Annotated in this window: 26 protein-coding genes; 12 read left to right on the plus strand and 14 right to left on the minus strand. The window is 45.9% G+C overall.

The window, feature by feature from the left end; translation table 11 throughout:
• The first annotated feature begins 10 nt into the window (after nt 1–10).
• From IDJ77_RS26970 to IDJ77_RS26980, 3 genes are all read left to right on the plus strand, one after another.
• Nucleotides 11–457, plus strand: a complete 447-nt coding sequence (locus IDJ77_RS26970; protein ID WP_191192111.1) for a hypothetical protein — start codon at nt 11–13, stop codon at nt 455–457.
• Nucleotides 458–522: 65 nt separating this feature from the next.
• Nucleotides 523–2481 carry a beta-galactosidase trimerization domain-containing protein gene (locus tag IDJ77_RS26975; RefSeq protein ID WP_191192112.1) on the plus strand — a complete coding sequence of 653 codons (1959 nt, stop codon included), beginning with the start codon at nt 523–525 and terminating at the stop codon, nt 2479–2481.
• A gap of 29 nt (nt 2482–2510) precedes the next feature.
• Nucleotides 2511–3791 carry a DUF3472 domain-containing protein gene (locus IDJ77_RS26980; protein ID WP_191192113.1) on the plus strand — a complete coding sequence of 427 codons (1281 nt, stop codon included), beginning with the start codon at nt 2511–2513 and terminating at the stop codon, nt 3789–3791.
• 49 nt (nt 3792–3840) lie between these two features.
• On the opposite strand, the gene IDJ77_RS26985 is transcribed toward IDJ77_RS26980, so the two are convergent.
• From IDJ77_RS26985 to IDJ77_RS27030, 10 genes are all read right to left on the minus strand, one after another.
• Entirely contained in the window at nt 3841–4590 is a 750-nt protein-coding gene (locus IDJ77_RS26985; protein ID WP_191192114.1) for an SDR family oxidoreductase, read from the minus strand.
• A gap of 42 nt (nt 4591–4632) precedes the next feature.
• Complete coding sequence (locus tag IDJ77_RS26990; RefSeq protein ID WP_317174375.1) at nt 4633–6291, minus strand: DHA2 family efflux MFS transporter permease subunit; 1659 nt, start codon at nt 6289–6291, stop codon at nt 4633–4635.
• A gap of 17 nt (nt 6292–6308) precedes the next feature.
• Nucleotides 6309–6914, minus strand: a complete 606-nt coding sequence (locus IDJ77_RS26995; protein WP_191192115.1) for a TetR/AcrR family transcriptional regulator — start codon at nt 6912–6914, stop codon at nt 6309–6311.
• 28 nt (nt 6915–6942) lie between these two features.
• The gene (locus IDJ77_RS27000) at nt 6943–9366 is read right to left on the minus strand and encodes an AsmA family protein (RefSeq protein ID WP_191192116.1); all 2424 of its coding nucleotides are present in this window, start codon (nt 9364–9366) and stop codon (nt 6943–6945) included.
• 168 nt (nt 9367–9534) lie between these two features.
• The gene (locus tag IDJ77_RS27005) at nt 9535–9912 is read right to left on the minus strand and encodes a VOC family protein (protein WP_191192117.1); all 378 of its coding nucleotides are present in this window, start codon (nt 9910–9912) and stop codon (nt 9535–9537) included.
• 75 nt (nt 9913–9987) lie between these two features.
• Complete coding sequence (locus tag IDJ77_RS27010) at nt 9988–10803, minus strand: helix-turn-helix domain-containing protein (protein WP_191192118.1); 816 nt, start codon at nt 10801–10803, stop codon at nt 9988–9990.
• Between the two features lie 63 nt (nt 10804–10866).
• Nucleotides 10867–11361: an SRPBCC family protein gene (locus tag IDJ77_RS27015; protein ID WP_191192119.1), complete on the minus strand. Its 495-nt coding sequence runs from the start codon at nt 11359–11361 to the stop codon at nt 10867–10869.
• Nucleotides 11362–11368: 7 nt separating this feature from the next.
• Nucleotides 11369–11734, minus strand: coding sequence for an iron chaperone (locus IDJ77_RS27020; RefSeq protein ID WP_191192120.1), 366 nt, complete (start codon nt 11732–11734; stop codon nt 11369–11371).
• 5 nt (nt 11735–11739) lie between these two features.
• A complete protein-coding gene (locus tag IDJ77_RS27025) occupies nt 11740–12216 on the minus strand; it encodes a VOC family protein (protein ID WP_191192121.1) in 477 nt (158 codons plus the stop codon).
• Between the two features lie 137 nt (nt 12217–12353).
• Nucleotides 12354–12719: an ArsR/SmtB family transcription factor gene (locus tag IDJ77_RS27030; protein ID WP_191192122.1), complete on the minus strand. Its 366-nt coding sequence runs from the start codon at nt 12717–12719 to the stop codon at nt 12354–12356.
• A gap of 468 nt (nt 12720–13187) precedes the next feature.
• Between IDJ77_RS27030 and IDJ77_RS27035 the strand changes: the two genes are divergently transcribed.
• The 8 genes from IDJ77_RS27035 (at nt 13188) to IDJ77_RS27070 (ending at nt 22337) form a co-directional block, all read left to right on the plus strand.
• Entirely contained in the window at nt 13188–13664 is a 477-nt protein-coding gene (locus IDJ77_RS27035; RefSeq protein WP_191192123.1) for a group II truncated hemoglobin, read from the plus strand.
• On the plus strand, nt 13661–15064 hold the full coding sequence (locus tag IDJ77_RS27040; RefSeq protein ID WP_191192124.1) for an ATP-binding protein: 1404 nt from the start codon (nt 13661–13663) through the stop codon (nt 15062–15064). The genes IDJ77_RS27035 and IDJ77_RS27040 overlap by 4 nt, the downstream gene beginning before the upstream one ends.
• A gap of 18 nt (nt 15065–15082) precedes the next feature.
• Nucleotides 15083–16741: a response regulator gene (locus IDJ77_RS27045; protein WP_191192125.1), complete on the plus strand. Its 1659-nt coding sequence runs from the start codon at nt 15083–15085 to the stop codon at nt 16739–16741.
• 394 nt (nt 16742–17135) lie between these two features.
• Nucleotides 17136–18584 carry a circularly permuted type 2 ATP-grasp protein gene (locus IDJ77_RS27050; RefSeq protein WP_191192126.1) on the plus strand — a complete coding sequence of 483 codons (1449 nt, stop codon included), beginning with the start codon at nt 17136–17138 and terminating at the stop codon, nt 18582–18584.
• A 126-nt stretch (nt 18585–18710) separates the two neighbouring features.
• Entirely contained in the window at nt 18711–19646 is a 936-nt protein-coding gene (locus tag IDJ77_RS27055) for an alpha-E domain-containing protein (RefSeq protein ID WP_191192127.1), read from the plus strand.
• Nucleotides 19647–19748: 102 nt separating this feature from the next.
• On the plus strand, nt 19749–20735 hold the full coding sequence (locus IDJ77_RS27060) for a transglutaminase family protein (RefSeq protein ID WP_191192128.1): 987 nt from the start codon (nt 19749–19751) through the stop codon (nt 20733–20735).
• Between the two features lie 26 nt (nt 20736–20761).
• On the plus strand, nt 20762–21484 hold the full coding sequence (locus IDJ77_RS27065) for a peptidase (protein WP_191192129.1): 723 nt from the start codon (nt 20762–20764) through the stop codon (nt 21482–21484).
• A 4-nt stretch (nt 21485–21488) separates the two neighbouring features.
• Nucleotides 21489–22337 carry a transglutaminase-like domain-containing protein gene (locus tag IDJ77_RS27070; protein ID WP_191192130.1) on the plus strand — a complete coding sequence of 283 codons (849 nt, stop codon included), beginning with the start codon at nt 21489–21491 and terminating at the stop codon, nt 22335–22337.
• Between the two features lie 127 nt (nt 22338–22464).
• Here IDJ77_RS27070 and IDJ77_RS27075 read toward each other — a convergent pair whose 3' ends face one another.
• From IDJ77_RS27075 to IDJ77_RS27085, 4 genes are all read right to left on the minus strand, one after another.
• Nucleotides 22465–23112: a hypothetical protein gene (locus IDJ77_RS27075; RefSeq protein ID WP_191192131.1), complete on the minus strand. Its 648-nt coding sequence runs from the start codon at nt 23110–23112 to the stop codon at nt 22465–22467.
• 64 nt (nt 23113–23176) lie between these two features.
• A complete protein-coding gene (locus IDJ77_RS27765; protein WP_224751260.1) occupies nt 23177–23515 on the minus strand; it encodes a Crp/Fnr family transcriptional regulator in 339 nt (112 codons plus the stop codon).
• Complete coding sequence (locus IDJ77_RS27770; RefSeq protein WP_224751261.1) at nt 23512–23742, minus strand: cyclic nucleotide-binding domain-containing protein; 231 nt, start codon at nt 23740–23742, stop codon at nt 23512–23514. The genes IDJ77_RS27765 and IDJ77_RS27770 overlap by 4 nt, the downstream gene beginning before the upstream one ends.
• A 7-nt stretch (nt 23743–23749) precedes the next feature.
• Nucleotides 23750–24952 (minus strand): glycosyltransferase, encoded by a 1203-nt coding sequence (locus tag IDJ77_RS27085; protein ID WP_191192132.1) that lies wholly within the window; start codon nt 24950–24952, stop codon nt 23750–23752.
• 175 nt (nt 24953–25127) lie between these two features.
• On the opposite strand from IDJ77_RS27085, the gene IDJ77_RS27090 reads away from it, so the two are divergent.
• Entirely contained in the window at nt 25128–25778 is a 651-nt protein-coding gene (locus IDJ77_RS27090; protein ID WP_224751262.1) for a class I SAM-dependent methyltransferase, read from the plus strand.
• The last annotated feature ends 117 nt before the right edge of the window (nt 25779–25895 follow it).

A 25895-nucleotide genomic window follows, 5' to 3' on the forward strand; every position in this document is an offset into this window, starting at 1 on the left:
ATAAACAAACATGACGAAAAATTTTACCCTTAGCATGATATTTATAATTTGCTATACTGTGACCCTCCGGGCTCAAACAAATAAAAGCGCGCTTAGTAAACAACATGCTGCTTCAACCCTTTTAAAAACTTTTAAAGACAAAAACGGGGAAATTATCGGCAGCTTATACGTTGATTATATCAAAAAAAACATATTCAAACATCTATATATCGTAAAGGAGCAAGCCGGGAAAGTTACGGATACATTATACCAGGTAAAAAATAACGTCCTTTTTAGAAAGGAAACCGTTGATGTACAGGTAAGTGGAGAAGATTTTTATGGCTATAAAATGGTTCAGATCAAACCCTATTATTTTGAAATAGTAATGATTGATAAACATGGAACAGGTATCTCTGATTATTTAACTATTAATTGGAACGTTAAAAAAAAGCGTTTCGAGCTGGTAAAAACGCCTTAGCTTGAAATGGTTATATAGCGTTAACGGTATCCAAACCATTCTTAGGCGCTGCGGTTATAAAAAGCATGCAGTACTCATCAAAACAAGAAGCTACACCGCTGATGATAGGCGCGGAGGTTTTTATAGAGCCAGGGCAAAGGCCCGAAGAGATAGATACCTGGTTTTTGCGATTGAAGGAAGCCGGGATGGAGGTAACCCGTATCCGCCTGTTCGAAACCTATATGCATAAGCCGGATGGTAGTTGGGATTTTACTTTGTTTGATTTGGCCTACAAAGCAGCAGAAAAGTATGGCATCAAAATATATGGCAACCTGTTCCCGGCAACGGCATTTACCGATCTCGGGGGATTGAAGTTCCCTAAGGATGAGGATCATTTAATTGCCATAGCGAGATATGTTGAAAATGTTGTACCGCACTTTAAGCAGTTCAGTGCATGTTATGGCTGGGTACCGGTGAATGAGCCGGGCGTTGGGCATTTTCCGCAAGAACAATACGCCACCGATAAATACCAGGAATTGAAAGCCGCGCAGGCGAACCCGGAATATAACAGCATGGGTTACGACCATTTCGATTTTGCTGATGAGCGCTTTCACCTCTATTATAACACCTGGTTTTTGCAATGGCTTACCGATGAGATCCATAAATACGACGAGGGGAGCATTATCCACGTAAACAACCACGCCATATTTAAAAATGTGACGGAGTACGATTTCCCGGCCTGGCGCAGCTTTTTAACCAGCCTTGGCGGTTCAGCGCACGCCAGCTGGCATTTTGGCTATTTTAACCGGGAGCAGTATGCTTTGGCCGTTGCAGCTAATTGCGAGATCATCCGCTCGGGCGCAGGCGAGATCCCCTGGTTTATGACCGAATTGCAGGGCGGGAATAATACCTACAGCGGTTTTTTAGCGCTTTGCCCCACCGCTGAAGAAATTTGCCAATGGCTTTGGATTGCGATGGGTACCGAAAGCAAGGGCGCGATATTCTGGTGCCTTAATCCACGCTCTTCGGGCATTGAAGCCGGCGAGTGGGCCATGCTGAATTACCTGAACGAACCCAGCGACCGGATGCTGGCGGCTATGGAAGTATCAAATGTTATTAATGATAACATCGACCTGTTTGAAAGCGCGAAAGAAGTGGAATCGGGCATCAACATCCTTTACACCCGCGAATCGCTTTGGATAGAGAGGACATTGCAAATGCACGGCAAAAGCTACGAAGGCCGCGACGAGGGCGGGGTAATGAAATCGGCGCTGGCTTATTTTGAAGCTTTGAGCGAGGCCGGGTTGCAGGTGAACTTTAAAGAGATCAGCGAGTTTGATTTTTCGAAGGAGAGTTATGAAGGAATCTGCATTATCCTTGCGCACCAGGTATCTATTCCATCCAAATACTGGACAAGTTTGCACCTTTTTGTGCAGAAAGGCGGCAAACTCATAGCCGACGGACTTACCGGTTATTACGACGAGAATGCGGTTGGCACCATGAGGCTGGGTTCGCCGTTGAAGGCTATGTTTGGCGCGGATATTCTGGAGTATAAAGCTATCGACAATATAGCAGACCTCACCGTTGCCGGTACATTGCTTCCCGCATTTCAATGGACAGGGCTGCTTCGCCCAACCAGCGGCACCGCGATAGCAGGCAACGACAAGGAGATATGTGCGGTGAAAAACAATTACGGCAGAGGGGAGGCATGGTGGATCCCGTCGATGATCGGTTTGGGCAGCAGGTTATTGGAAGATTATACCGGGCTTAACATTTTCCTGAAATCGGCGCTCGATTACTCCGGCCTGACTATCCCTTTTATGTTCGAAACACCGCAAAAAGGCATGCTGATGAAGACTATGCGCAGCGGCGACAGTACATTAACCATCATCGTCAATAAATCTGCTGAGCGCAAGGAGTTCAACCTTGTGATGCAGGGTAACTCACCCGAACCGATGGTGTTATTTGCCAACAAGGGTGGCAAAACGGGGGGCAACCATATCAGTATTGATACAGAAGAAACCATGGTAATCAAATGGGAATAGTTTTAATTTAGCGTTCTCATTCTCTGCTTATGAAGAAGATCTTGTTGCTATTAGCCTGTTTTCTTGGACTTACTGCTTTCGCCTTTGGCGATGAAAAACCAGTTGTAATTCCGCTTGGAGGAAATGCCTGGGTCAACGGCAGCGCACTGATAACGGACGACGGCCTGATGCAATGGACAAGCCCAAAATCAACCGCCAATATTTATTTCCGCGTGCCAGATAAGCAGGAGTTAACGCTATCATTGCGTTTACGCGTACCCGCTGGGAAAAGTAAGATCAGCATCACCGTTGGCAAAACACTGTTTGCAAAGGAGTTTAGTAATGCTGCCTATGACACCATAGCCATCGGCAAAATAAATATCGGGCAGGCAGGCTATGTAAAAGTTAGTTTGAAAGGGTTGAGCAAAACGGGTCCTCGTTACGCCGATGTAACCGATCTTATTATTACGGGCGCAGAAGACGAGAAGAAATTTACTTATGTAAGGGTTGGCTCTTCTTACCACTTCGGCCGGCGCGGGCCGTCGGTACATTTGCGTTACGATATCCCGGGAGAAATTAAAAAAGAAGTAAAATGGTTTTATAACGAGATCAGCGTGCCCGCGAAGATGGATGTGGTAGGTTCTTATTTTATGGCAGACGGATTTAGCGGCGGCTATTTTGGTATGCAGGTAAATTCGCCCACCGAACGCCGCGTGCTGTTCTCCGTATGGAGCCCCTTTACTACCGATGACCCTAAAAGCATCCCCGATAGCCTCAAAGTAAAACTCCTGAAAAAAGGTGCAACGGTACACGGTGGCGAGTTTGGCGACGAAGGCTCGGGCGGACAAAGCTATATGCTGTACCCATGGCAAGCCGGCAAAACTTATGCTTTCCTGCTGCGTGCCGAGCCTGATAAAGTTAGTAGGCACACCACTTATACCGCCTGGTTTAAAGATGTTGCAGCAGATAAATGGTTGCTGGTGGCCAGTTTCAGCCGCCCGCAAACCGATACCTATTTAACCAGCTTGTATTCTTTTGTAGAAAATTTCGAACCCGACAGCGGCGACCAGATCCGACTCGCCAATTTTAAAAACCAATGGCTCGGCGATGCCAACGATAAATGGTACGAAACCATCGGTGCCACCTATACCGGCGATGCAACCGCCAAAGCCAACTATCGTAAAGATTATGCAGGCGGCAGCAATGGCGGCATGTTCTTTTTAAAGAACGGCGGCTTTTTTGATGAATTGGTGCCGCTGAATACGCCTTTTAAGCGGGCAGCAAATGGAAAAGCGCCGGTTATTGATATAAGTAAGTTACCTACGGAATAGAAATTCCTTTAGCAATTTGCTAAAGGAATCTTATTCCAAATTTTTTCAATTACTCACCTTTACTATTCAACGCAGCAAACGCCGCTTCTGATTTGGTAAAAAAGCCATTGTAAAAATCAGCTGTGCCGCCAACGTGGATCTCGTAGGTGTCGGTTTCAAAAGCTTGTAAAAGCTCCGTTGCTACCTGGGAAGCCGGGATGCCGTTTTCGCCGCCAATTTCTTTAGAAAATTCGGTGTTTACCAGTGGCGGCATCAGCTCAAATACCTTTACAGTGCTGCCTTTTTGCTGCAATGAGTACCTTAATGATTGGGTATAGGCATGCAAAGCCGCTTTACTTGCCGAATAGGTTGGGATGGTATAGTGCGGAGCCAGGCCCAAAATGGAGCTCACGTTCACAATTGCAGCTTCGGGTTGTGCTTTTAATACCGGCAATAATTTATCAGTAAGGCGCAGAATGGCTGTAAAATTAGTTAGCATTTCTGCACTGGCTTTTTCGTAGGTGTTTTCCTCGGTTGCCAGGTTGTAATAGAAAGCCTGCCCGGCATTATTGATGAGCACATCCAATGTGGGGTGGTTCTCGGCGAGGTAGGCAACCAGATTATCGGTATCTGCTGCGCTGGTAACATCAAATGCAAAAGTATCTGCACCGCTAAGTAGGGTGGCCGCTTCTTTCAACCTGTCGGCACTACGACCGGTGATGATCACTTTATTCCCTTGTTCGATCAATTGTTTTGCAATTTCGAAGCCGATACCAGAACCTCCTCCGGTTATCAGCACTGTTTTATTTGTAATTTTCATGATGTTAAATTTTATTGTTGTGTATAGATTGTTGTGAATTAATTAGTGATCTGAGATGATGGCTCCGGGCGCCGGCTTCTTCGCCTTCAGTACAAAAAGCAGCAGCGGTAATGCCAGCACGAACAGCAAGCCTATCAGCATGTAACTGTCGAGGTAGCTCATCAGGGTAGATTGTTTTACAATGCTGAGGTCGAGCAATTTCATAGCTTTCTGTTTGGCATCCAATAAACCAATGCCGTGTTTTTGAAAATTGGTTACGTAGCCGTTCAGCCTATCGGTAACTTGTGTATTGGTGGCGGTAACATGCGTTATCAGATCTACCCGATGTGATGCAATGCGCTGGAAAGAGTAGGTATTGATGATGGAGATACCGAATGAGCCGCCCAATTGCCTCATCATATTATTTAAAGCAGCACCCTGCGGCACGTCGGCTGGCGCCAGCGAGGAGATGGCCAATGCCGTTAATGGCACCGTAAGAAAGGCCAGCCCCAATGCACGGAAAACCAAAGTGAAGGTGATCTCAGAAGCGGGCGATTCCAGCGTGATCTGCGCCATGCGCCAGTTAAAATAAATGAAACAGAAGAACCCAACCGCGATGATGCCAACCGCGGGCACACCCTTTTGCAAAAGCGTGCCGGATATCATCAACCCTATAATGGCAAGAATTGCTCCCGGGAGTAGTAGCAAGCCGGTTTGCGAGGGTGTAAAACCTAATAAGCGCTGTGCAACCACTGGTGTTAAAAACACAGAGGTAAACATGCCAATGCCGGTAACAAAAGTTAAGATGGCTGCGATGCTTAAAGTTTTGCTTTTAAGCACCCGCAGGTTCACCACGGGGTGCTCGGTCTTCAACTCCCAAAGAATAAAGGCGGTTAAAGCAATAATGGCGATAACCGTAAACCAGATGATATAGTTAGTTTCAAACCAGTCCTCGGTTTCGCCGCGTTCTAATACGGTTTGCAGGGTGCTTACGCCAATTGCCAGCAGTGCGATGCCCGTCCAGTCGATACTTTTAACGACGACCTTTATGGGGGCTTCGGTTAAGAGGAAATAACAGGAAACGGCTGCCGCTATCCCAATAGGGATATTGATATAAAAGATCCAGGGCCAGGAAATTTGCTCGGTAATAAAACCGCCCAGCGTTGGGCCAATGGTTGGGCCCAGGAACACACCTATGCCAAACAAGGCGCTTGCAACCCCCTGCTTTTCTTTTGGGAATAGCTCAAACACTACGGCCTGCGATACTGATAACAAAGCGCCGCCGCCCAATCCCTGCAAAAAGCGGAACAATACCAGGGTCCATAAGCTGCTTGCCAGCCCGCACATCAGCGAACAAAAGGTAAAGAGGATGATAGAGCCGATATAGTAATTCCTGCGGCCAAGTTTGGCGGTGAGGAAACTCGTCATGGGGATGATGATCACATTGGCGATAGCGTAAGAGGTGATCACCCAGGAGGTATCTTCCAGCGTGGAACCTAAATTTCCGCTCATATACGATAGCGCAACGTTAACGATGGAGGTATCTATCAGCTCCATAATGGCTGCCAGGATAACGGTGAAGATGAGGAGTTGTCTTTTTAAGGGCGACATGATATTATACCAATCGGTATTTTTAGTTTCGTGAGCGTTTTTATTTTTTATGCCGCCACTTGTTCTGTTTTGGCGATGCAATGTTAAAACATAAAATATACCAATCGGTATATTTTATGTCAAATTTTTTACACACGGATCATTTTGATCAGCAGCTCGGCTGTCTTCATCACTTGGTTTAAATTGGCCTGGCTATCTGTAACTTTGGCTATCATAATGCCGCCTTCTATCAGCGCGATGAGGGATAAGGCGATACGCGAGTCGTCAACGTCGTATTTAAATTCCTTGGCGGCGATGCCTTCCTGTATCAAAGCCTGTATGTTTTTTTTCCATTCCAATACCGCTTTGGCAGCGCGCTCTTTAAGTAAACTGTTGGTATCGTCGGCTTCTACCGAAGTGTTCAGGATGGGGCAGCCACCACGCGGGAAGTAATTTAAACGGGTAAAATGATCATAAACCTGCACGTAAACCATTAATTTCTCGTGATAGGTAACAGCTTGCTGCATGCGTTGCTGTATTACCTTACGCACCCGGGCGTGGTTGTGATCAAAAACGGCAAGGGCTACATCCTCCTTATTTTCAAAATTTCCGTAGATGCTGCCCTTTGTCAGGCGGGTTGCATCGGTAATATCCGACATGGAAGTACCCGCATAACCCTTTGTATTAAAGATGTCTGCCGTGGTTTCAATAATAAACTGCCGGGTTTTCTCTGCCTTGGATAATTTGCTTTCCATTCAGCAAATATACCAATTGGTATGCAAATTATTTATGGTTTTTATTCCAGCCTATTTTAAGCTTGCCCTCTTCTTCGTGCGCGCGGATGTGCAATACAATGCCTTTAAACCGTTTTTTTTGTAACTCTTCCTTATCGGTTATTTTCGAGTCGTTTTTGGGGTTCCTCAGGGGCACATCCAGGGCAATATCGGTACCGTTGGTCAGTCCATAAACCCCGGCTACGTCCATGTTCAGCACGCTGGAACTGATCTCCATTGGGTTAATGGTTATTCTGTCGCCCATGATGTCAAAATCGCCGTTTAAAGCAGACAGGGTGATGTTATCAAGATCGCGGAAAGGAAAGGCGAACTTACCCACGCTTTTAATGGGCTTGAAATTTAACAGAGCACCGTCTTTTAGATTGATCAGTACCTTGCCTCTGATAGAGTGTTTTACAATGTCGCCGGTGTTGGTAATAGAGCCAGTGGTGCTTGTTTTTGCTGATAGGAAGCCCCTGAGGTTTTCATTGGTCAGGTCAGTCAACCCAAAGTTGTCAAATGCATAAAAAAACTGGCTTACGTTTACGCTGCTTATGGTGGTTGCCACAATAAAATCGTTTACCCGGCCCTTTTGCACCAAATTGCCATTTAATTTTAACGAGCCTCCTGCTGTATTAAGGCTCACCTGGTTAATGCGGATACCATCCTCGGAGAGCAGCAGATCGGCATTTACATTACTGGCCAAAAATTTACGGTAATGCAATTCGTTTATCCGCATGTGCATATCGGCCTTGGCACTATTAAGCACGGTGGCTAATTGCTTAACGGCATTTTCGCTATTCGTGCGTTTAGCCGGTTTGCCCGATGGTTTGGCCGTGTTTAGAAACCCCAGGAACTCTGCCAGGTAAATTTGCGGACTGGTCACCTGCCAGTTGATCAGTATTTTCTCGGGTGCGCTGTAGTACAGGTTCATAAAGTTCTTCACTTGTCCCTCCATCCGCACAATGCTTTGCCCGCTTTGCAGGCGGATGTTTTTAAGCAGCAGATCGTTGCCGGTAAAATCCAGCGAGATAGAGCTATTGGTTAAGTTCAGGTTTCGTGGGATATAGCTGATATTGATGCCCTTGAGGTTAATAGTGCCTTGTACAACCGGTTTATTCAGCTGCAGGTTAATAATGTCTGCTTTGTAGCGCAGGTTCATATCGGCAGTGCCCTTTGTGAATTTAGCAACTTTGGCACCCAACAGGCTATTGAAGTTAGTAACCGGGAAGTTTGCTTTAAAATTCCCGGTGGCTATAGGTACTTCCAGGTTGGTAATGCTGCCGGTATCTATCGCGAAAGGTAAATTGCTGTAGCTACCCTTAAATTTAGCCAGTTTGATAACCGAGTTGGCATCCGAAAAGCCTTTGCCTTTGATGTTTTCATTGGTAAAAACCGCATTGAAGTTACAATCATCTATCACACCGCCGGGGATAGTAAGCTTATTATTGTTCACCACTGCGGCAACATGAAAATAAGGGTCTCCGCCGTCAAAACTGCCCGAGATGATAGCCTTAACGCCGATGGGCTTATCCAGGTTAAACCTGTTAAGTACTTTGGTGATGTTGGGTGCCAGTAAGGCCGATGCGTTGCGCCACAACAGTTTATCATTAGTTAAATGAAAGGAAAAGCTGTCATCACCTTTACCGGTAACAAACAGCGCGTTTAGCCCAAATACATCGCCGCCGATATCGAAATTGTCCGATTTTACCGAGATCTTGCCCGTTTCCTCATTAAAGCCAGCCTCCAGATCGGTGTTTATCTGTTTGTTTTTTATAAAACTGCCGCGTTTAGTGTTAAAAGCCATGCTTTTGGCCAATACATTTAAATGCACATTGGCGTGCCAGCCCGTATCCGGGTAGTTCATTTTGCCATTAAGGCTGCTCACGGCAAAATTGAAGAGCTTATAATTTTTTTGATTGTTGATGGTGAAACTCACGTTGCTCAAACTGAATTTTTTGAGCTGAGTTGATGAATTCCCCTCGTTGGCATCTGCCTTAACGCTGTCTTTTTTGCCTTTTTTAAAAACGGCCGTATTACTATAGCCCGTGCTATCGGTGTACAAATCAATAGATGCATTGTTAATACCTATATTGTTAATGCTGATAACGCCACGAAACAATGAAGCTGCATTTACAGACACATTAAAGTCCTTAGCATCAAGCAGGGTATGATGATGCCTGGGGAACTGCCTGTCGCGGATGACTACGTTTTTCAACACCAGCGAAACAGCCGGAAAATTGGAAAAAAAAGAAGGCTTAATATCACCTACGGTTAACGTACCATCTAAATTCTCATTTAGTTTTTTTGTGACTTGCGCCAGCACCTTTTCTTTATTATTAGCCACGTAAATAGTTACCCCCACTGCGAGCAGGATGAAAAGGAGGATCAAAGCTCCCAGTACTTTTAATAATATTTTTAACCACTTAGGCATTGCGAGTAATTTATCTTACAAAGGTTATAAGCCCGTTTTGTTTTAGTTTATGCCGTGGTAACTAACATATTACGTTATTTATACGTCGGCTATAAGAATAACGGGTAAAATGGGTTTAAATTAACAAAGCAGGTCCAGCTGGCCGCCTTGTTAATTTAAAAAGCGACTTTACATTTTTACAGACGTTATGCACCAGGTATTACCAAACGGGTCGGTTACGCCGCAGGTACGGCCGTAATCCTGGTCGCTGAGTGGCATAACCGTTGTTGCGCCGTTGGCGATGGCGAGATTGTAGGTAGTATCTGCGTCATCCACATAAATAAACAGGTTGGCATTGGCTACGGCCCACTGGTCGCTGGCTTCGCACAACATAATGGTGCAGCCACTGATCATCATCTCGGCGTGCATAATGGTTTCAACATCATCGCGCAGGCGCTTCATACCCGCATCGGCATTAAAAACAGTTTGGGTAAAATCAATAAACCCGGCTGCATTCTTCAGCATCAGGTAAGGCATAATGGCCTGGTGTACTTTTGGGATCTCCATTTTTGTTGGTTGATTAGTTAAATAATACATCAAAAGTAGCCTGCCCCGCATGGCCAAAATTGGAAAAACGCGACATTATTCCGCTTCTTTCCAATCAGTAGCCTCGTTATTGCCCTTGAAGTAGGTTTTGGGATGATAGCCCGAGAAGTGCTTAAAATCGTGAATAAAGTGCGATTGGTCGTAATAACCACAATCGTAAGCAATATCGGTGAGCGAGCGGCCTTTATCCTTGTATTTTTCTATTGCCGACTGGAAACGGATAATACGCGAATACAATTTGGGACTAAAGCCTGCAAACTCCTTAAAATTACGCTCGAACTGCCGGGTAGAGAGGAAATGCTTTTGAGCCAATGCATCTACGGTAACCGTGCCTTTGCTTTTGATGATATAACTGATGGCATTAAAAACGGCGGGTGGCTGTTTATGGCGGTGCTGAAGCTGGGCTTCGAAAAAGGTGGTTAAGATGGCAGCGCGCGCATGGTTATCGGCAGCCAGCATTACCTGTTCTTCTATATTGGCCCCAGTTTGGCCGAGAAGACTTGAAAGCGACACCTGCTGATTGGCAATAGCAGATGCCGGCACGCCGAATAAGGCAGCAATGGCGTAAGGGTACAAGTACACGCCGAAAATGCCAAAAGCCTCCTGCGCATGAAACCTGCTGAAATGTTGAGATGGGCCGCCAACGCCCGAGGTAAAAGAAGCACTCGACGAGCCATCGTTAGCAATATCTGTAAAGCGCCCCTTATAATGAAACACCATTTCGCAGCAACCATCCGCCATAGAACGGTGGGTGTAGGGCCGGGCGGCGGTAACCCCATCATGTTCCAGCACCCAAAAGAAGCGCACATGGGCGCTTAAGTTTGGCTTGCAGGGGATGGCGTAATAATTCATTTAAATGCAGATGCTTATATTTAGATTATATCAAATATAAGCATCTGCATCGTTTACAATACTTTATTTCGCCAGTTCCTCAAACAACTCATCCAGCCGCCTGTGCGAATCTTTCACACCGCGTTCCATGCCTGATTGGATCATGCCATCCCTATCGGCAACGGATGGAAAGATGGATTGCACTACCACTTTGGTCCTGCCGCCGGGCAGCTCTTCCAGCCGCGCTATTTCTAATGATACGTGGCCCCGCTCGGGCATTCCTTCAAACTCGAAGGTTTGGATAATGCGTTCGGGCGCAGTTACTTCGTGCATCACCCCATGAAAACCATAAGCATTACCCTGCGCATCCGAATGCACGTAGCGGTAGTGGCCGCCGCTGCGGGCATCCCATTTATCAATTTTCATGGTCAATTCGCGCGGACCAAGCCAGCGGGGGACCAGTTCGGGGTCGGTAAATACTTTAAATACCAATTCGCGCGGGGCATCAAACTCGCGGGTTATAAATAGCTCCTGTTTGCCGGGTTCGGCTTTAATGCTTGTTTCATTTTTGCTTGCCATAGTAGTGTTATTTAGATTTTTTTGGATCCTTTAAATTTTCCATCAACCTGAATTCAACAATTTTGGTCACCAGTTCCAAAGGCATCGGCTTATTCAGTGGGAATTGTATGGAGCCCTTTGCGCTTTTATATCCCGTAATATCATCTGCAAATACTTCGATAGCTTTGGAGCCAGGGTAAAACCCGATATGCTTTTCGTATGCCGCAAAATGCGCAAGCAAGCCCTTGTATTTGTACGTTGGCATAGCGTAACTAATACTTTCTTCTGCCCGCGGCACAGCCTTTAGTATAGTAGCTTTTACCTGCTTCATTTTCTCCTGTGTTTCCTGCGGGAACCAGGTAAAATACTCTTCAACATCTTTTGGGGTTCTCATAATGCTTACTCATTGTTGTAAGCAGCCTCCAGTTTGGCTACATCTAATTTTACCATTTGCATCATGGCCTGCATAGCGCGTTGCGCCCCTGCCGGATCCGGGCCGCCAAGCACTTTGCCTAAGATATCGGGGATGATCTGCCAGGATACACCGTACTTATCGGTTATCCAGCCACATCTCATGGGCGTGCCTTCTTCGGCAATTTTATCCCATAGTTCATCCACTTCGGCCTGGTCCTTGCATTTTACAAAAAAGGATATGCCCGGGTTCTCTATCTTGTAATACGGGCCCCCATCCAATATCATAAACTCCACGCCTTCCAGCTCGAAAGTAGCAGTGAAAACCTTGCCTTTCTGTCCCGGGCGTTCATCGGGATGGTTACGCACATCTTTGATCTTTGAATTTTTAAAAACGGAAGTGTAATAGTTGATAGCTTCTTCTACCTGGCCATCGAACCATAAAAACGGTGTGATCTTTTGCATAATATTTAGTTTACAGGTGTTTATCAAAAGTACTGTCGTGCATCAACTCCCATAGGGTGGTAATGCGACCATTTAACGGGCCAAAGGCGGCGCGCAAGCAATGTTAGCCCCCTCTAATCTCCCCCGGAAGGGGAGACTCAAGCTTTGTTCGCATTATTCTGAGTCCTCCCTTCCGGGGAGGATTTAGGTGGGGCGTTTTTTAACTCCTCTAAAATATCGTCCATCCGGTCGAACTTATCGGCCCAAAGCTTGCGGTATTGCTCTATCCATTGCGATACCTCGTGCAGTTGTTCCAGTTTGGCTTCGCAATAGCGTTCGCGCCCCTGTTTTTTCATTTCTATCAGCCCGCACTCCATCAGTATTTTAATATGTTGCGATATGGCGGGTCGGCTCACTTCAAAATTGTCGGCTATGCTGTTTAAATTTAAGGGCTTATAGGCTATTAAATTGATAATATCTCTGCGGGTTGGGTCGGCAATGGCCTGGAAAACATCTCTTCTCATCAGTACATTATGTAAGCGTTCGCTTACAAATATAATAGGTAAGCATTCGCTTACGCAAATTTATTTTTAAATAAATTTAATTGATGGAAAACTGCTTTAAGAGGGTAGTTGCCGGGTTGTATACAGTTGCCTATATCTTACGGGGTTGGTTGTACAGAAAACAAGCTTCACGGTTTTAGGGAAAAGAGTAGCACTTTAATAAAAAAGCAACGTTAAAAGCGCACATTCTATGTTAACCCTGTAAAAGTACAATTATTTGATTATGAGTAACTTAAAAAGTTAACATATGAAAGTGTGTAAACTTTTGTAAACTTTTTTGCCCGCGTTTGCAGTTAAAAACCTTAATGGCCCGCGAATAAAAATGCATCTAACGCAACCGCTCAGGAGCAACGGGTTATAAACCCTCTAAATATTTTCACCTCCCGACTCTTTGCAACCAAGCATTTTTTATTACTAATTTTATGAACTATGAAAAACATACCAACCTTGTACGACTGGGTGGGCGGTAATGAGACTTTAGAAAACCTCACCAAAGTTTTTTACGATAAAGTTTTGCGGGATGATCTGCTGGAGCCGTTGTTTAAAAACATGTCGGCAGCGCATACCAAATACGTGGCGCATTTTATAGGCGAAGTGTTTGGCGGTCCGCCCCTATATACGCAGGGCGATGAGGGCAGCCACTCCAAAATGGTAGCGCACCACATAGGTAAGCTACTGAGCGAAGAGCAGCGCCAACGCTGGATAGCCCTGTTGCTGCAAAGCGTGGATGAACTGCAACTGGCCGACGACCCGGAGTTCCGCTCGGCATTGGTAGCTTACCTGGAATGGGGTAGCCGTATTGCCGTCATCAATTCAAAACTAACCGATAACCCTTTACAGCAGGATGCACCAATGCCCAAATGGGGTTGGGGCGTACCCGGCGGGCCTTATATACCAGAAGCATGAGCGAGTTAACCTTAGAAGAATTAAAAGCCATACCCGTACTAAGCGAGGTGCCCGATGAGCAACTGCAATGGTTTTTGGATAATGGCGAAATAGTAGAGATGGAAGAAGGCCAGCGCGTATTTGAAGTGGGCGAACCCGTAAACATGACCTCCATAGTATTAGAGGGTCGCATACGTATATGTGTAATGCAGAACGGAAAATTCCGCGAGATAGCGGTTATCCGCGAGCAGGGCATTACGGGCTACCTGCCATTCTCCCGGGCCAAGAAAACGCCGGGTTTTGGCGAATGCACCAAAAGAGGACGTATTTTTAGGGTGCCGGCCGAAAAGATAAAAGAAGCAACCCAACTCCATTACGAATTGACAGAAGCGCTGGTACATACCATGACCAGCCGCATCCGCGATTTTACATCGCTACAGCAGCAGAACGAAAAAATGTTTGCTTTGGGTAAACTATCCGCAGGGCTGGCGCACGAGTTGAATAACCCGGCGGCAGCCATCAGCAGGGGTGCATCGTCATTAAATGCACAGATCCAAAACCTGCCGGCCATGTTTAAGGCGATAGTAAGCCTGAACATGACACCCGAAAAAGTTGATACTATTAACGAGTTACTGGTTACCCGCGCCAACCAAACCGACAGGCCGGTACTAAGCATGATGGATAAGGCCGACCGCGAGGATGACCTGGCCGACTGGCTGATGGACCATGAAATAAAAAAGCTGGAATTTGCTGAAAACCTGGTCGACTTTGATTTTAAGCCGGAGGACCTGGACCACATGAACGCCTGTACACCGGTTTCGCAGCAGTTGGAGATCGTATTGGCATGGGTGAATAATTATTTGTTGGCCAGCAAAATGATAGCCGATATAAAGGAGTCATCGCAGCGGGTATCGCAACTGGTAAACTCGGTAAAGAATTTTACGCACATGGACAGGGACGGCGATAAGCAATTGCTGGATATTCACACCGGCATCCGCAATACCCTTACTATGTTGGATTATAAATTAAAGAAAGGCAATGTTAAATTAGTCGAAAATTTTGACCTGAACCTGCCGCAGGTAAAAGCCATGGCCGGCGAACTGAACCAAGTTTGGACAAACGTGATTGATAACGCCATCGACGCCATGGAAGTAAACGGCGGCGGTACGCTGGAAATAGAAACCCGGCAGGATAGGCAGTTTGTGCAGATTACGATAAAAGACAATGGCCCCGGCATACCCGAGGAACTGCAGTCGCAGATCTTCGACCCGTTTTTTACAACCAAGGATATGGGCAAAGGCACAGGACTGGGGCTGGACGTGGTTACCCGCATTATCCGCCAGCATAACGGCACGGTAAAAGTGCACTCGGTACCTGGGAGCACCGAATTTGTGATCTGCTTCCCTATTAATGATGATTAATTAAGATTTTAAAACAACATGGACCAACCTATCATATTTGCTATTGACGACGACCCGCAGGTATTGCGGGCCATAACGCGCGACCTGAAGAATCATTATCGGCAGGACTATCGCATCCTAAGCACCACATCGGTGAAAGAGGCATTAGACAGCCTTTTGGAGTTAAAGAACAAAGGCGAAGTAGTGGCAATGTTTGTATCAGACCAACGCATGCCCGAGATGGAAGGCGTAGACTTCTTGTGCAAAGCCATGAATTTTTTCCCGAACGCGAAGCGTGTTTTGCTTACTGCTTACGCCGATACTGAGGCTGCTATTAAAGCTATAAACGATGTAAAGCTTGATTATTACCTCACCAAACCCTGGGACCCACCCGAAGAAAAACTATACCCGCTGATAACCGATATGCTGGAAGACTGGCAAGGCAATTACCGGCCCGACTTTAAGGGTATCAAAGTGATCGGCTACCAGTTTTCGCCCAAATCGCACGACATTAAGGAGTTCCTGTCGGGCTACTTGGTGCCTTATTTATGGCTGGATGCAAACTCAGAGGAGGCCAAAAAGTTATCCGGTTTAAATAAACTGGATGCCAAAGACTTGCCCGCCATTATTTTCGCGGACGGTACCGTGCTTAAAACACCGGCTGTAAAAGATATTGCAGCTAAGATAGGGCTGAGCCAATCGGCGAAAAACGAACTGTATGACGTGGTAATTATTGGTGCCGGGCCGGCTGGCTTGGCGGCGTCGGTTTATGGCTCGTCCGAGGGTTTAAAAACTTTATTGATAGAACGCAAAGCACCCGGTGGCCAGGCGGGCACCAGTTCGCGGATTGAGAATTACCTTGGTTTCCCGGCGGGTTTAAGCGGCGCTGATCTTACGCGCAGGGCGATTACGCAGTCTACCCGCTTTGGTACAGATTTTTTGTCGCCGCAATCGGTAAAAGAAATCAAACTGAAGGATAATTATAAAACCATAGTAATGGATGATAATTCCGAGGTACTTACCAAATCGGTGGTTATTACCACCGGCGTTGATTATCGCCAGCTAACAACCCCGGGCATCGAGCAATTCACCGGGGCTGGTATTTACTACGGCGCGGCGATGACGGAGGCTGCATCCTGCAAGGATGCCAATGTATATATTGTAGGCGGAGGTAACTCTGCCGGCCAGGGGGCTATGTACCTCTCTAAATTCGCCCGGCATGTTTATATTTTGATCAGAAAGGAGAGTTTGGCGGCTACCATGTCGTCATACCTTATCGACCAGATAGACGGCGTGAGCAACATCACCCTGATGCCTTGCAGCGAAATTATGGAGGCAAAAGGCGAAAACCGTTTACAGCAACTGATAATACAAAACCTCGATACAAAGGAAAGCAATACAGTTGATGCTGATGCGCTTTACATTTTTATAGGAGCTAAACCCTTCACCGAATGGCTGGGCAAGGCTGTTATAAAAAATGACCGCGGCTTTGTAGAAACCGGCCGCGATTTGAATACCTGCCAGGATTTTGAAAAGATCTGGAAATCTAAACGCGACCCCTACTTGCTGGAGACCAGTATCCCCGGCATATTCGCGGCCGGCGATGTACGCGCCGGGGCCATGAACCGGGTTGCCTCAGCGGTGGGCGAGGGCTCTATGGCTATCAGCTTTGTGCATAAGTATTTGAGCGAGATATAGGATAATCCCAGGAGCTTTTATTGCGCCGAATGATGAATCTAAATAAAAATGTCCCATTAATGGGGCATTTTTATTTAGCGGGTTTTTGTATTAAACTTTCCTGGTTAAACGGCGTTATTATGGAGCTAAAACATGGCAATTACGGCCTACATATAATTATAAACTTTTAGAAGATCCCCAGGCTGCTTTTTAACGGATAATTAAGCAGACAGTATTTTGCAGAAATTATCATGCTTTTTGGCAGTTATATTTTAAATTAATACAAAACTTGCATTAATTACCTTATTTTTTTCATAATTTACCAAAAAATATACTGCTTTAATGCGTTTATTGATTATACTTACAATCTTATAAACCATTTCAGCGACAATTCAGGCAACAAGGGGGAGTTTTTATGTACCAATCGCAGCATTTTGACAAATACAATCTAATTAATGGCGTATGGGACGAAATGTACAATCAAAACAGCATTGTTCGCGACCATTATCAAAAAGTAATTGAATATCTGGCCAACGAATCGCCGGATGATCTCAATAAAAAAGAAGAACTGGCCAAAAGGCTTTTCATGACCCAGGGGATCACCTTTACCGTTTATAATAGCGGAGAGGGCATCGAAAAGATCTTTCCGTTTGATATTATTCCGCGCATCATCACTGCTGCAGAATGGGCCTTTGTGGAGAAAGGCATAAAGCAGCGCCTTACCGCGCTCAACTTATTCCTGAAAGACATTTATCACAACCAGTTCATCATAAAGGACGGCATTGTACCGATAGATATTATCTACTCCTGCCCGCATTTTCTGCGCGAAATGTACCAGCTGGACGTGCCCTATGACGTTTATGTGCATATCGCCGGCATCGATCTGATCCGCGATCACGACGGTACTTTTTACGTGCTGGAAGATAATCTGCGCACCCCATCGGGCGTAAGCTATATGCTGGAGAACCGCGAGATAACCAAACGCCTGTTTCCCGATCTGCTGCCGAACTGTAATGTACGCAGCGTTACCGAATACCCGTCAATCCTGTATAAAAACCTGTTATCGCTTTCGCCGAGGCAGATAAGTAACCCCACAATTGTATTGCTGAGTCCGGGTATTTATAACTCGGCCTACTTTGAGCATACCACCCTTGCGCGTTTAATGGGCGTGGAATTGGTAGAAGGCCGGGATTTGGTAGTGAACAACCACAAAGTGTACATGAAAACCACTACGGGTTTACAACAAATAGATGTAATTTACCGCCGCGTGGATGATGAGTTTTTAGATCCGCTGGTGTTTAACCCGAACAGCGTATTGGGCGTAGCCGGGTTGATGGGCGCGTATCGTAAAGGCAATGTGGCCATTGTAAACGCGATAGGCAATGGTGTAGCAGATGATAAGGCAACGTATATTTACGTGCCCGATATGATCAAATATTACCTTAACGAAGAGCCGATACTAAAGAACGTGCCTACCCATCGCCTGAGCGACCCGGACGAGCGCGAGCACGTTTTCAAAAACATCAACACAATGGTGGTTAAGAAAACCAACGGCAGCGGCGGTTACGGTATGCTGATGGGCCATGCATCTACAGAGGAAGAAATTGAAGATTACAAAGCGGAGATACTAAAGGCCCCGCGGGATTTTATCGCGCAGCCAACCATCAGCCTTTCGGCGGCACCCTGTTATATTGGCGGTGTGTTACAGCCACGGAGGATCGACCTTCGCCCATACGCCTTATGCGGCCCGGATGGCATCGAAATAGTGCCCGGTGGTTTAACCCGTGTGGCACTAACCGAAGGCTCGCTGGTAGTAAATAGCTCGCAGGGCGGGGGAAGTAAGGATACATGGGTGCTTTCTTAAAAGAGGCAAGAGATAAGAAGCAAGAATCAAGACAAAAAAAAATCCGAAATTGAAAACTCGATATTCGAAATCAAAGGATCAATATAAATCCGAGATCGAAAATTCGACATCCGAAATAAAGAAATTATGTTAAGCAGGGTAGCAGCAAGTTTTTATTGGTTAAGCCGGTATATTGAAAGGAGTGACGGGATCTTGAGGATGCTTAAGATCAACTATAACTCCTCGCAGGATTCTACCGAGGGGTTTACATGGGCGCCCGTTATCCGTGTTTTTTCGGGCCTGGATGAGGAGTTGGAGGCGAAATTGGGCAACGATAGCCGTACGATCTTACGTTATATGGTTACCGATAAAAGTAACCAGAACTCCATCCTCAACATCATCACCTTCGCGCGTGAAAACGCCCGCAGTGTGCAGGAGCATATCCCGAAGGATCTTTGGCAATGCCTTAACGAGTATTACCATACCGTAAAAGATCCCAAGCTGGATATCCGCCTGCAGCGGGAAGACCCGATAACCGTGCTGGATGTTATTATAAAACAGGTAATGCTGTATTATGGTACCGCCGAAATTACCATGGAGCGCGGCCAGGGACGCAGTTTTATGAATATTGGCAAGTATTTGGAACGGGCGATCCAATCGATAGACATCCTCGATATCAAATACAAGCCAACCAACACTAACCCAACGCTGCTAACGGATATTACCTACTGGAAGCACCTGCTGTTATCTATAGGCGGTTACGAGCTGTACCTGAAAACCTACCGCGACGGGTTAGAAGCGCAGAACGTAATTGAACAGATCATCCTCAACAATGATTTCCCGCGTTCGGTTATCTATTCGGTAAACAATATCCAGCGGTATTTCGACAGGTTGAAGAATAACAGCAATGTGAACGATTACCGCGAGATCTCGTTCCAGATAGGGAAGCTGCAAAGCAACATCAAATACAGTTCGGTAAAAAGTATTACCAACCAGGGGTTGCACCAGTTTTTAACATTGATAAAAGATGATCTTTATAAAATTGGTAATTCGCTAAACGAATACTACTTTGCAAACTCCTAATTTCTAATTTGAAAATGAGATGATTTGATGATTTGAAAATGTGCGTATTCCGGTGCTTCATTTTCAAATCATCAAATCATCAAATTAAAACATTGATCGACCATGCCCGAATTTAAGATCCAGCACGTTACCAAATACTCGTACGACAATCTTGTACGAGATAGCGCCAATAAGATCATCCTGTTCCCGATTGTGGATATTTACCAGGATGTGCTGAAGCACGACCTGATCATCACCGGGCACCCGCAGATAGATACCTATGTAGATTATTATGGTAACGAAGTAGGCAGTTTTACCTACACCGAGCCGCATAATATGCTGGTGATCAATTCGCAGGTATCGGTAAATACGCATCCGCGCCCTTTGCCAACAGATGAGGTGGATTCGATAGCGCAGTGGGACGAGTTATACAGCATTAAATATATTGTTCCCTATATCGATTTTTTAAAGCAGGAATACTTTGAAGGGCTGAGCGAACTGTTCCCGATAGTGGAGGGCGAACGCCAAACAAACGATACCCCTTATCGGGCAGCCTTAAAATTTACCGAATACGTTTACAAGAATTTTGAATACATAAAAGGCGTAACCACCGTGGAAACCACGCTCGACGAGATCTGGGCGCTTAAAGCCGGTGTTTGCCAGGATTTTGCACACCTGCTAATGGTGATGCTGCGCCTGGTTGGTATCCCGGCCCGCTACGTTAGCGGTTACATTTGCCCCAACCGCGATGGTATGCGAGGTGAAGGTGCAACCCATGCCTGGGCCGAAGCTTACCTGCCGGGTTACGGCTGGCTGGGCTTAGACCCTACAAACAATTGTGTAGCAAACGAAATGCACGTGCGCCTGGCCGTGGGCCGTAACTTTAGTGATTGCTCGCCTGTAAAAGGTGTTTACAAAGGTTCGGCAAGGCACATACTGGAAGTGTCGGTTTCGGTAGGTTACGAAGATGAAAGCAGTTTACCACAGGAAAAAGATATATTTACCGTTTCAACATTTCCAACGCCCGAAAAAACTACCGTATCACGCAATAGTTATGAAAGGTATATGGAAATAATTCAGCAGCAGCAACAACAGCAGCAGCAGCAATAAACGGAATTATAAACATATTTTTTAGAATGACTTACTGCTTAGGAATTAAGGTTAAAGAAGGATTAGTAGCTATAGCCGATACCCGCATTACTACAGGGACAGATACTACGGTTAAAAAGAAGATCACCATTATTCAAAAAGAGCACTACTCCCTGTTTGTGATGACCAGCGGCTTACGCTCTGTAAGGGATAAAGCCATTGTTTATTTTGATGAACTGTTAGATACCGCCGAATTCAGCAAGTTGTACCAGGCCGTAAATGCCTTTGGACAGCAGGTGAGGCGCGTTGCTGATGAGGACCGTGAAACTTTGGAAAAGAACGGCTTCAAATTCGACCTCAATACCATTATTGGCGGGCAGTTGAAAGATGACGAGGAGCACAAGCTGTTTTTGCTTTATCCCGAGGGGAATTGGGTAGAACTTGGGCTTGGCGCACCTTTTGTAGTGATAGGCAACTCGGGGCATGGTAAGGCAATACTCAACCGGATACTAAACGAAGACTCGGACATGAAATTGGCGCTGAAAGCAGGTTTCCTCTCCTTCGACAGTACGCGGGTAAGCAGCAACAATGTAGATTTTCCGATAGATGTGGCGCTGTATAAAAAGGATTCTTTTGAAATTGTGGAGCAGCGGTACACACAGCGGGACATGGCAGACATATCGGCCCAGTGGGACGAAGAGTTGAAAAATGCCCTGGTGAACATTCCGGGCGAATGGATGGATAAAGCGTTTAAAAAAATACCAAAATAGCACAATGAAATTTAAAGTATCGGCGGAGTTGGAATATGATGTAAAGGCGCCGAGCACCCTAATATTAAACGTACATGCCCTAAGAACAGCACACCAAACCGTGCTGAATGAAACGCTCCTCATTTCTCCCTACATAAAAATTGAAGAACTGAACGCCATGAACGGCGAGAACCGTTTCGCCAGGCTGGATATCCCCGATACCGGGCTCATCAATATTAAGTACGAGGCGATTGTAGATAATTACTACGAAGTGAAGGACCACTCCAATGTGGAGGAGATCCCTGTGGCCAAGTTTGATGCATCGGTACTGCCCTACTTAAACCCAAGCAGGTATTGCCAGTCGGACAAACTATACCGCTTAGCCAACAATACCTTCGGCAATATCCGCACGTCGTTTGAGCAGGTGTTTGCCATTACCGACTGGATCTATAAAAACGTTGAATACCTCAGCGGTTTCACTAACTCCGAAACTTCTGCCTACGATACCGTTACTCAGCAGGCCGGCGTTTGCCGCGATTTTGCGCATTTGGGTATAGCGCTTTGCCGGGCATTAACTATCCCTGCGCGCTATTTTACCGGCTACGCCTACCAGTTGCGACCACCCGATTTTCATGCTTGCTTTGAAGCTTATTTGGGCGGCGACTGGGTATTGTTTGATGCTACCCGCCTGATACCATTAAATGGCCTGGTAAAAATAGCCACCGGTCGCGATGCCGCTGATGCCGCCATTGCCAGCATTTTTGGTGATGTGTATTGCACCAATATCCGCGCTGCCTGCGAGTTTGTAGATGAAGAAGCCTTTAAACCGATCTATTATACCCGATCGATATTTGATGGGGTTACGTATTTGTAAAACAACCGCGTCATTGCGAGGAACGAAGCAATCTCTACGCTGGACAAGCCGCTAAGCAAATCGGAACGCATAGTTTGGAGATTGCTTCGTTCCTCGCAATGACGTAAGGGTGAATGTATGAGTTTGATTAACCCGCCAACTCCGCAATAATCTCTTCAACCTTCCCCTGCTCTTCCGCACTAAGGCAACGTGTTGCACTCAAATAACTCAATGCAGTTATCAGTTTATTAATATCGCTTTCTGTACCCATACACTGCAGGTAGGCCGACAAAACCAGCGATAGCGGGCGCAGATCCTTACGCTCGCACCAGGCGCTTATCAAGCCATCCAATACTGCGTTGCTGAAAGGTTTAAGCCCCGTGCGCTTTAGGCCATCTGCTATGCCGGCTTTCAGCATATTGCCATAACCGCCTTCGGGCAGGTAAATGGCATTATCGGCAGCTAATTGATAATAAGTACCGGCGGATGCAAAATCACCCAGGTTTTCGTAGGATTTGCCGATGTTGAGATAAAGCGATGGGTAATGGCCTTTTAACGAGTCTTCCTTAATGGCATCGGCATACTTTAAAGCATCCAAATTCCATTGCAGGTTTATTAATGGGTTGGGTTGGTTGCGGGCGCAGTAATGGGCCGCGGTAACGCGTTCAAAATCATTAGTGGCAGCATCCCAGGCTTGTTTAAAGCAGGCGTTGGCTTCGTCAATTTTACCTTCCGCTTCGGCCTGCATACCTTGTGCGCATAATTTTACTACTTTGTTTTCCGGGTCAAAATTCATGGTGAATATTTTTAACAATAGTAGCCTGCTATATTTTAATACGCATTGATACAGGTCAATAAATTCAGCTTGATTTAAGGCGGCTTAAAGTTTCGGGAGTGATATCGAGGTAAGATGCCACAATTTTATTAGGAATTCGCTGCACAATACGCGGGTTTTGGTTCAACAGCTGCTGGTAACGTTCTTTGGCGGTAAGCGTTACCAGGCTTTCTATCATATGGTTGTTGTGGATATAAGCCAGTTCCAGCAGGCGGCAATAAAAATCCTTCCATGCGGGGAGCTCCGTAGTCAATTTAAAAAAATCGGCGCGGGTGATGGCAAGCAGTTCGGCTTCTTCCAATACTTCCACAAATTCAAATGAAGGCTCGCGGGACATAAAGCTGGCCAGCGCGGTTGAGGTCATTCCTTCAAAAGCAAAAAACCGGGTGCGCTGGGTACCTTGTTCAGAAAGGTATAAACCCTCAAACAACCTTGGTTGATGAAGAAGAGCTTATCGCAAATATCGCCGTGGCTATATAAGAGCGTGCCGCGTTTGGCTTTCAGTGGTGTAAAATAGCTGGCAATCAGATTAAGCTCCGCGTCGCCGATCTCAACATTTAAGCTGATATATCTTTTTAATAAACCAAGCATACCGAGTTTATGCCGGGTAAAGTTCCATTTCAACTTTCTCTATTACATCAGAAAGTTCTTCGGCACGTTTGCCCCAGGTATTGCCTTCGGCTATAGCAAGGCGGCTTTGGCGTTTGGCAGTGGTATCGGTGTTTATTTCTTCTAAAAGATATTTAAGGAAGTCCTCTTTGTTGTTAGCTATCCTGATGATATCTTCAAAATCCGACAGGTCGCTAAAATCCGTGCTCACCACCGGTAGGCCGGCGGCCAGGTATTCGTTTATCTTCATGGGGTAGATACCCTTAGTAAACTCATCCTTAATAAACGGGATGACGCCAACCGAAAACTCCCTGGAGTAAGCAGGCAACAGTTCGGGGGCTTTGGCACCCTCCAGTTTTACGTTTTTGTATTTCTTCAGGATTGCTTCCCCGCGCTCGCTGGTGATGCGGCCAACAAAAGTGAAGGTAGCATCGGGCATTTGGGTAAACAGGTACTGTAATATATCGTAATCCAGCCTGTCATCCACGCTGCCTACGTAGCCTATTACTTTTTTATCGGGGCTAACAACCGGGTTAAAACCCTGGCGGAACAAAGACGCTTTAACCGCGTTATTTACGATGTAGCAGCGTTTGGTTTGGGCGTGTTTGCTATTAAACAGCCCCTTGGAGGTTACGATAACGGCATCCACCATTTTCATAAAAGTCTGCTCCAGCTTTACGCCATGCTTGCTTAGCCAGGAGTGTGCGCCTTTTACCTCATCATAACAATGGTATATCAGCGTTTTTTCGTTGAACCGGCGCCCCGTCATTACCCCCATGCCCGGGTTAAACGATACAAAGTTGATCAGTTCGTGGTTCATGTTAAGCTGCTTTAGCGCTTTGCGGATACTTCCGCGCAGCAACCAGCCGTTATAGTTAAGCATTGCTTTGTAAAACCTGCCGGGAGGTAAAAAACTAACCGGGAAAACAAGGGGGGGAGTAAGGATGTAAACTGTGCCGCCATGCTCGGGATGGATCTCGCTGAGGCGGCTTTTAAGGCCAAGGGCTTGCACGTAATCTACCTCGTTTTTTCCCTTTACGCCCGCAATGGCATCCTTATAAGTGTAGGCATTCTCAACAAACAAGATCTTATTATCGGCCGATAGAACCTTCATCAGTTCAACAACCGCCTTAATGTAGTTGCCATGCCATTCGGTGCCGCTTATGCATAGTATATTACGGTTGGTTAACATGGCAATGGTTCTTTCTGCTAAACTAATAATATTATTTTCAATTACTCACAACCTGCAAGTGTACACACTACAATAACATTTAAATTTTCTGCTTTATTTATCAAAATCAATTATATTTAAAACGGCAAATAGTTTTGCTTTTTAATATCAATTTACAGCATATCCATCTTTAAAAATGCCCATAGAAGAAAAAATATACGTGCATTATGGCTGCGGCCAGGCCGCCCCTCCCGAGTGGAGGAATTTCGATGTATCGCCAACATTACGTATTCAAAAAACGCCGGTTTTGGGGTTTTTAATGAGAAAGAGCCTGGGCCAGGTATTTGATGGCAATGTAAGCTATGGCGACATAACCGAAGGGCTGCCGGGCATTAAAGATGGCACCGTTGATGGGGCCTACTGCTCGCATGTGCTGGAGCATATGTCATTCGAGCATTTCCGCATCGCCTTACGTAATACATATAAAATGCTAAAGCCGGGAGGCATCTTTCGCATTATTATGCCCGATCTGGAAGTATTGGTGCGCGATTACATCCATGATAAAGATGTAAAGCACGATCCTGAGGCATCCATCACCCTTATTAAACGCATGATGATGGGCGTAGAAGTACGCCCCCGCAATTTTATGGCGGTTACCAAGCACCTTTTTGGCTACTTGGAGCATCTTTGGCTTTGGGATTGGGAATCGACTGAGAAAGAGCTGCGCGATGCCGGTTTTACCAATATCCGCCGTTGCGAGTTTAACGATAGCGCCGACCCGATGTTTAAACTTGTTGAAAATAAAAAACGCTGGGAACTGGTAGTGAAATTTGAAGCGATAAAATAATTTAAGCGGAAGCAACTTAAAAGGCCATACCGTTCGTTAATGAATGGTATGGCCTTTTTTATTTTTGGTAGTCAGCAACTTATCTATCGCTGCTGTGTTTAAACACCGGTGGGTTTG

Source organism: Mucilaginibacter pankratovii, assembly GCF_014773265.1.
GTDB lineage: Bacteria > Bacteroidota > Bacteroidia > Sphingobacteriales > Sphingobacteriaceae > Mucilaginibacter > Mucilaginibacter pankratovii.

Bases quoted from the DNA above. Each gene is read 5' to 3' on its own strand.
- IDJ77_RS26970 (WP_191192111.1), top strand. From the start codon at position 11: ATGACGAAAAATTTTACCCTTAGCATGATATTTATAATTTGCTATACT.
- IDJ77_RS26975 (WP_191192112.1), top strand. From the start codon at position 523: ATGCAGTACTCATCAAAACAAGAAGCTACACCGCTGATGATAGGCGCG.
- IDJ77_RS26980 (WP_191192113.1), top strand. From the start codon at position 2,511: ATGAAGAAGATCTTGTTGCTATTAGCCTGTTTTCTTGGACTTACTGCT.
- IDJ77_RS26985 (WP_191192114.1), bottom strand. From the start codon at position 4,590: ATGAAAATTACAAATAAAACAGTGCTGATAACCGGAGGAGGTTCTGGT.
- IDJ77_RS26995 (WP_191192115.1), bottom strand. From the start codon at position 6,914: ATGGAAAGCAAATTATCCAAGGCAGAGAAAACCCGGCAGTTTATTATT.
- IDJ77_RS27000 (WP_191192116.1), bottom strand. From the start codon at position 9,366: ATGCCTAAGTGGTTAAAAATATTATTAAAAGTACTGGGAGCTTTGATC.
- IDJ77_RS27005 (WP_191192117.1), bottom strand. From the start codon at position 9,912: ATGGAGATCCCAAAAGTACACCAGGCCATTATGCCTTACCTGATGCTG.
- IDJ77_RS27010 (WP_191192118.1), bottom strand. From the start codon at position 10,803: ATGAATTATTACGCCATCCCCTGCAAGCCAAACTTAAGCGCCCATGTG.
- IDJ77_RS27015 (WP_191192119.1), bottom strand. From the start codon at position 11,361: ATGGCAAGCAAAAATGAAACAAGCATTAAAGCCGAACCCGGCAAACAG.
- IDJ77_RS27020 (WP_191192120.1), bottom strand. From the start codon at position 11,734: ATGAGAACCCCAAAAGATGTTGAAGAGTATTTTACCTGGTTCCCGCAG.
- IDJ77_RS27025 (WP_191192121.1), bottom strand. From the start codon at position 12,216: ATGCAAAAGATCACACCGTTTTTATGGTTCGATGGCCAGGTAGAAGAA.
- IDJ77_RS27030 (WP_191192122.1), bottom strand. From the start codon at position 12,719: ATGAGAAGAGATGTTTTCCAGGCCATTGCCGACCCAACCCGCAGAGAT.
- IDJ77_RS27035 (WP_191192123.1), top strand. From the start codon at position 13,188: ATGAAAAACATACCAACCTTGTACGACTGGGTGGGCGGTAATGAGACT.
- IDJ77_RS27040 (WP_191192124.1), top strand. From the start codon at position 13,661: ATGAGCGAGTTAACCTTAGAAGAATTAAAAGCCATACCCGTACTAAGC.
- IDJ77_RS27045 (WP_191192125.1), top strand. From the start codon at position 15,083: ATGGACCAACCTATCATATTTGCTATTGACGACGACCCGCAGGTATTG.
- IDJ77_RS27050 (WP_191192126.1), top strand. From the start codon at position 17,136: ATGTACCAATCGCAGCATTTTGACAAATACAATCTAATTAATGGCGTA.
- IDJ77_RS27055 (WP_191192127.1), top strand. From the start codon at position 18,711: ATGTTAAGCAGGGTAGCAGCAAGTTTTTATTGGTTAAGCCGGTATATT.
- IDJ77_RS27060 (WP_191192128.1), top strand. From the start codon at position 19,749: ATGCCCGAATTTAAGATCCAGCACGTTACCAAATACTCGTACGACAAT.
- IDJ77_RS27065 (WP_191192129.1), top strand. From the start codon at position 20,762: ATGACTTACTGCTTAGGAATTAAGGTTAAAGAAGGATTAGTAGCTATA.
- IDJ77_RS27070 (WP_191192130.1), top strand. From the start codon at position 21,489: ATGAAATTTAAAGTATCGGCGGAGTTGGAATATGATGTAAAGGCGCCG.
- IDJ77_RS27075 (WP_191192131.1), bottom strand. From the start codon at position 23,112: ATGAATTTTGACCCGGAAAACAAAGTAGTAAAATTATGCGCACAAGGT.
- IDJ77_RS27765 (WP_224751260.1), bottom strand. From the start codon at position 23,515: ATGACCTCAACCGCGCTGGCCAGCTTTATGTCCCGCGAGCCTTCATTT.
- IDJ77_RS27770 (WP_224751261.1), bottom strand. From the start codon at position 23,742: ATGCTTGGTTTATTAAAAAGATATATCAGCTTAAATGTTGAGATCGGC.
- IDJ77_RS27085 (WP_191192132.1), bottom strand. From the start codon at position 24,952: ATGTTAACCAACCGTAATATACTATGCATAAGCGGCACCGAATGGCAT.
- IDJ77_RS27090 (WP_224751262.1), top strand. From the start codon at position 25,128: ATGCCCATAGAAGAAAAAATATACGTGCATTATGGCTGCGGCCAGGCC.